Origin of the sequence: Streptomyces sp. NPDC059853, from assembly GCF_042731495.1 — a bacterium.
Taxonomy (GTDB): Bacteria; Actinomycetota; Actinomycetes; order Streptomycetales; family Streptomycetaceae; genus Streptomyces.
This window is the reverse complement of sequence record NZ_JBHWJL010000439.1, coordinates 1-3,019: the sequence shown is the minus strand read 5'-3', so window position 1 is coordinate 3,019 and position 3,019 is coordinate 1. Positions and strand designations below refer to the sequence as shown.

Genomic DNA, 3,019 nt, shown 5'->3' with positions numbered 1-3,019 from the left:
GGTGGGCGGGCGCGGCGTCCCGGGAGACGGCGGTGGTGTCGGCGGTGAGTGCCGCCGCCTGGCCCGCGGTGCCGCCCAGCAGGGCGACGGCGGCGGCGAGGGCGGCCACCCGGACGGCGGCGCGCCGGGCCCGTGCGGGCGTCGCCGGGCGCGATGTCTGCGGGTGGAGCGGATGGGTGGTCATCTGCCGGCCTCCTCAGCCACGGTCAGCTCCCGCTGCCGTGTCGGAATGTGTGATCCGTGTGATGGGTGTGATCGGTGGGTCCCCGTCGGTGCGACATGCCGAATCTGCCAGGTGCGGCGGGCGGGCGACAGCGGCTGCGCTGGCAGTTCACTGCAGCCCCGCCGCAGCATCCTGCCGTCCGGCCGCCGCCGTGGGCCGGCCGCCGAGCTGGGTGGCCGCCAGCCTGCGGTACAGCTCGTCCCGTGCGTACAGTTCGGCGTGGGTGCCCCGGTCGCGCACCCGGCCCGCGTCCAGGACGACGATGTGGTCGGCCTCGACCACGGTGGAGATGCGGTGGGCGATGGCGATGACCGCGCACTGCCGGGAGACCCGGTCCAGGACGTCGCGCAGCGCGGCCTCGGTGTCGGAGTCGAGGTGCGAGGTGGCCTCGTCCAGCAGCATCACGGCCGGTTTCTGGAGCAGGACCCGGGCGATGCACAGCCGCTGGCGCTGGCCGCCGGACAGTCCGGTGCCCTGGTCGCCGAGCACGGTGTCGAGGCCGTCCGGCAGCTGGGCCACCACCGGGGCGAGCCCGGCCAGTTCCACGGCGTCGCGGATCTCGGCCTCGCTGGCGTCCGGTGCCGCGTAGGCGATGTTCTCGCGCAGGGTGCCGCGCATGACGGGGCTGTCCTGCTGGACGTAGCCGACCCGGCCGCGGACCCGGGCGAGCGGGAGGGCGGCGATGTCCTGGCCGTCCACCAGGACGCTGCCGCGCCGGGGCCGGTAGAACCGCTCGATGAGCTGGAACACGGTGGTCTTGCCGGCGCCCGACGGTCCGACCAGTGCGGTCAGTCCGCGGGCGGGGACGGTGAAGGAGACCTCGGCCAGGACGTCGCGGCCCGTCGCGCCGTAGCCGAAGGCCACCTGCCGGAACTCGACCGCGGGGCCCGGCTCCCCGGGTCCCGGCGCCGGCTCCGGCGGGGCGGCGGGCCCGGCGGCCGGAGCGGCGGTGGCGGGGGCCGGGTCGTCCTCTTGCGGGATGCCGACGAGTTCGTCCACGCGCTGGATGGCGGCCCGGCCCTGCTGGTAGGCGGCGATGCTCATGAAGACCAGCACCAGCGGCGACACCAGGTAGAAGAGGTACATGACGAAGGCGGTGAAGTCGGCCAGCCCCAGCGAGCCGGTGGCCACCCGGGCCATGCCCGCGCCCACCACGGCGGCCAGCGACGCCTGGAGCCCGACGTTCATGGCCGGGGTGAGGACGGAGGCGTAGGCGCTCACCCGGACCCCGGAGCGGCGGACCCGGTCCGCCAGCTGCCCGATCCTGGCCTGTTCGCGTTCCTCGGCGCGGGCCGCCTTGACGGTGGTGAGCGCGGACAGCATCCGGTGCAGGTCGGCGCCGAACTCGCCGGTCTCCTCGCGGTTCTGGAGGGCCACCACGCGCAGTCTGCGGGCCAGCCACAGGGACAGGGCGCTGGCCAGCCCGATGCAGCCGAGCGCCAGGAGCAGCAGCCAGCCGTCGATCCAGGCCATCATCACCACGCAGCCGATGACGACGAGCCCGTTGACGGCGATCTGGGCCAGGCTCTGGGAGAGCGCGATCTTCACCAGCGAGGTGTCGGAGACCAGCCGGGTGTGCACGTCGCCCTGCCGCCTGGCCTGGAAGGCGGCCAGGTCGGCGCGCAGGACGCGGCCGGTGAGGAGGACCCGGGAGTCGCGGACGATGTTCTCGCCGGCCTTGCCGATCAGATAGCCCTGGGTGGCGGAGAGGACGGCGTCGGCGAGCAGCAGCGCGCCCAGCAGCACGATGATGCCGGCGACCGCGTCGCCGGCCCCGGCCGCCTCGATGAGGTCGGAGACGATCACCGGCTGGACGAGGGTGGACCCGACACCGGCGAGGCCGAGCAGCAGTCCGCCGGCCAGCAGCAGCCGGTGCCGGCGGGCGAGACCCCAGATGGTGCCGGGCCGGTCAGCGGCGGGGGGCGTCGTCATGGCGCGCGGCTCCTTCGGGGTCGGCGTGGACGTAGCGGCTGATGTGCATCGGGCCGTCCTCGCGGTAGGGGCCGCCGGTCCAGTCGGCGAGCCGCCCGGCGAGCACCAGACCGGCGTCGGCGGCGTAGGCGTCCACCTCCGCCGGTGTGGTCAGCCGGCTCAGTTCGCGGCCGACGTGGCTGCGGCCGCCCTCGTGCCAGATGTGGGACGCCTCCCACACGTTGGCCTCCGGGTGGAGGGTGGAGTACGTCTGGAGCCCGGCGTCCGGCCAGGGGTAGGGGGTGAAGTAGGCGGTGCGCCGCCGCCCTTCGTGCAGGGCGTGGACGAACGCGGGGTTGTGGGTCTCGATCACCAGGCTGCCGCCGGGTGCCAGCCGGGCGGCGGCGCGGGCGACGGCCGCCCGCTGCTCCTCGGGGCGCAGCAGCATGGACAGGGTCGCGCACACGCAGTAGACCAGGCCGTAGTGCCGGTCGTCGCGGTAGGTCCTGATGTCGGCGTGCACGGGGCGGACCGGGGCGCCGGTCTCCGCGACGGCCTCGCGCAGCCGGGCCAGCATCTCGGGCGAGGAGTCCACGCCGGTGACCGGTCCGGCGATCGCGGCCAGCGGGACGGCGATGCGGCCGGTGCCGACCCCGAACTCCAGGGCGGCGCCGCCGGGGTGCCAGTCGGCGAGTTGCCGGGCGGCCCGGTCGGCGTATCCGTCGCGGGGGAAGATCCGGTCGTAGAAGGCGGCGAAGTCCCGGCCGTAGCCGCTGTCCTCGACCGGCGGGTGCGCGGTCTGGGCAGCAGCATTCATCCGCGCAATGTCGCGTACGGCCTCTTCGACGAGGTGCACTGGGTGGCCGCGCCGGAAGCGGTCTGGGC

3 protein-coding genes are annotated in these 3,019 nt (G+C 75.0%); all 3 read right to left on the bottom strand.

The window, feature by feature from the left end; all coding sequences use genetic code 11:
* The coding region (locus ACFV5N_RS26395) for a hypothetical protein (protein WP_385604626.1) at positions 1-184 on the bottom strand (184 nt) is incomplete at its 3' end.
* 147 nt (positions 185-331) lie between these two features.
* Positions 332-2,155: an ABC transporter ATP-binding protein gene (locus ACFV5N_RS26390; RefSeq protein WP_385604623.1), complete on the bottom strand. Its 1,824-nt coding sequence runs from the start codon at positions 2,153-2,155 to the stop codon at positions 332-334.
* Positions 2,133-2,951, bottom strand: coding sequence for a class I SAM-dependent methyltransferase (locus ACFV5N_RS26385; RefSeq protein ID WP_385604620.1), 819 nt, complete (start codon positions 2,949-2,951; stop codon positions 2,133-2,135). Before ACFV5N_RS26385 ends, ACFV5N_RS26390 begins: the two co-directional genes overlap by 23 nt.
* Positions 2,952-3,019: the final 68 nt, after the last annotated feature.

Excerpts from the sequence above, each read along its gene's own strand:
- ACFV5N_RS26390 (WP_385604623.1), bottom strand. The coding sequence starts at position 2,155 with ATGACGACGCCCCCCGCCGCTGACCGGCCCGGCACCATCTGGGGTCTC.
- ACFV5N_RS26385 (WP_385604620.1), bottom strand. The coding sequence starts at position 2,951 with ATGAATGCTGCTGCCCAGACCGCGCACCCGCCGGTCGAGGACAGCGGC.